Origin of the sequence: Pseudomonas sp. CM27 (assembly GCF_013179515.1) — a bacterium.
Classification (GTDB): Bacteria; Pseudomonadota; Gammaproteobacteria; order Pseudomonadales; family Pseudomonadaceae; genus Aquipseudomonas.
Map to the genome: position 1 here is coordinate 1 of NZ_JABMCN010000431.1, position 1,538 is coordinate 1,538.

At 63.1% G+C, this 1,538-nt stretch carries 2 protein-coding genes; both read left to right on the plus strand.

The annotated features are described in order from the left end of the window. A partial coding sequence (gene ttcA, locus HP547_RS28685) for a tRNA 2-thiocytidine(32) synthetase TtcA (protein ID WP_172288873.1) occupies positions 1 to 683 on the plus strand: 683 nt, incomplete at its 5' end. A gap of 4 nt (positions 684 to 687) precedes the next feature. Next, on the plus strand, positions 688 to 1,359 hold the full coding sequence (locus tag HP547_RS28690; protein WP_172224591.1) for a DNA-3-methyladenine glycosylase I: 672 nt from the start codon (positions 688 to 690) through the stop codon (positions 1,357 to 1,359). Positions 1,360 to 1,538 lie beyond the last annotated feature (179 nt).

The following is a 1,538-nucleotide window of genomic DNA, read 5'->3' on the forward strand; positions in this document are numbered from 1 at the left end:
TGCTCGACGTTCTGTTGCACCTGCAGAAGGTGGCACCGATCAAGTTCGAGATCGTCGCGGTGAACATGGACCAGAAACAGCCGGGCTTTCCCGAGCACGTGCTGCCGGCCTACCTGAAGGAACTGGGCGTCGACTACCACATCGTCGAGAAGGATACCTACTCGGTGGTCAAGGAGCTGGTACCCGAGGGCAAGACCACCTGCTCGCTGTGCTCGCGCCTGCGCCGTGGCACCCTGTACACCTTCGCCGACGAAATCGGCGCGACCAAGATGGCGCTGGGGCACCACCGCGACGACATCGTCGAAACCTTCTTCCTCAACATGTTCTTCAACGGCGCGCTCAAGGGCATGCCGCCGAAGCTGCGTGCCGACGACGGCCGCAACGTGGTGATCCGCCCGCTGGCCTACTGCCACGAGAAAGACATCCAGGCCTACTCGGATATGAAAGAGTTCCCGATCATTCCTTGCAACCTGTGCGGCTCGCAGGAAAACCTGCAACGCCAGGTGGTCAAGGACATGCTGGTGGAGTGGGAGCGCAAGCACCCGGGCCGTACCGAAAGCATCTTCCGCGCCATGCAGAACGTGGCGCCGTCGCAACTGGCCGACCGCAACCTGTTCGACTTCACCAGCCTGAAGATCGACGAAAGCGCCACCCCGCGCTTCCTCGACGTGCTGAACATCTGAAGCCATGCGCGATTACCAGTGGCTGCACGAGTATTGCCTGAACCGTTTTGGCTCGGCCCAGGCCCTGGAGGCCTTCCTGCCGCAGCCGCGCACCCCGGCGCAACTGCGCGACATCAGTGACGACCGCTACCTGTCGACCCTGGCCCTGCGCGTGTTCCGCGCCGGGCTCAAGCACAGCCTGGTGGATGCCAAGTGGCCGGTGTTCGAACAGGTGTTCTTCGGCTTCGACCCGGAGAAGGTGGTGTTGATGGGCGCCGAGCACCTGGAGCGGCTGATGCACGACGAGCGCATCATTCGCCACCTGGGCAAGCTCAAGAGCGTGCCGCGCAATGCCCAGATGGTGCTGGATATCGCCAAGGCGCACGGCAGCTTCGGCGCGTTCGTCGCCGACTGGCCAGTGACCGATATCGTCGGCTTGTGGAAGTACCTGGCCAAGCACGGCAACCAGCTGGGCGGGCTCTCGGCACCGCGCTTTCTGCGCATGGTCGGCAAGGATACGTTCATCCCGACCGATGACATGGCGGCGGCATTGATTGCGCAGAAGGTGATCGACAAGCAGCCGACCAGCCTGCGCGACCTGGCGCTGGTCCAGCAGGCGTTCAACCAGTGGCACGAAGAGAGCGGGCGGCCGTTGTGCCAGCTTTCGGTGATGCTGGCGCATACCGTCAACCATTGAGATTGCTGGGGCCGCTGTGCGGCCCAATCGCCGGCAAGCCAGCTCCCACAGAGACCTCACAAGTCCTCAGTACTGTGCAATATCTGTGGGAGCTGGCTTGCCGGCGATTGGGCTGCAGAGCAGCCCCCGAATTCAACTGCCTTCGCCCGCGATGCGCCGCTCATGCTGGAACTTCCAGC

Coding starts and splice junctions, on each gene's coding strand:
- HP547_RS28690 (WP_172224591.1), top strand. CDS start 688: ATGCGCGATTACCAGTGGCTGCACGAGTATTGCCTGAACCGTTTTGGC.